Source organism: Endothiovibrio diazotrophicus (assembly GCF_054657215.1).
Window position 1 is genome coordinate 1 of the sequence record NZ_BAAHXB010000321.1, and the last position, 446, is coordinate 446.

The window sequence follows — 446 nt, forward strand, 5'->3', positions numbered from 1 at the left end:
TCAACATCGTCTCGGTGGTCGACGTGCTCGGGGCGCTCTCCCGGCGCTCCCTCGACGATCACCTGTTCATGATGGACAACGGTCGTGACAGCCTGCGGCAGGGCGGCGATCGGCTGGTGACCGTCTGTCACCCCGGCACGCGGTTGAACTGGGTGGTTTACGCCATGGACGTGCAGACACCGGTGGTGATCCGCGAGATCCGTTTTATCGGCCGGGGTATGCAACTGGACCCCGTCGGGGAGCCAAACGACGCGGAGGTCGCGGACGGCACCGCCGATGGAGGGTACTACTGGAGCGGGGTCGTCCCGGCCGATCTTGCCGAGGGGGTCTACCGTTACCGCCTCACCTTGCAGATGGGGCGTGGCGAGCGGAGTACCCTCTCCTCCGAGCGGGCGTCGCTGCGGGTGGGGAAGCGGTTGCCGAACGAGGGCCGGCAGCCGTGACCC

Annotated in this window: 1 protein-coding gene; it reads left to right on the forward strand. The window is 67.7% G+C overall.

The genetic code is table 11. The annotated features are described in order from the left end of the window. Nucleotides 1–443, forward strand: a 443-nt coding sequence (locus ACYQ2W_RS26630; protein ID WP_459874155.1) for a hypothetical protein, incomplete at its 5' end; no start/stop codon positions are given. Nucleotides 444–446 lie beyond the last annotated feature (3 nt).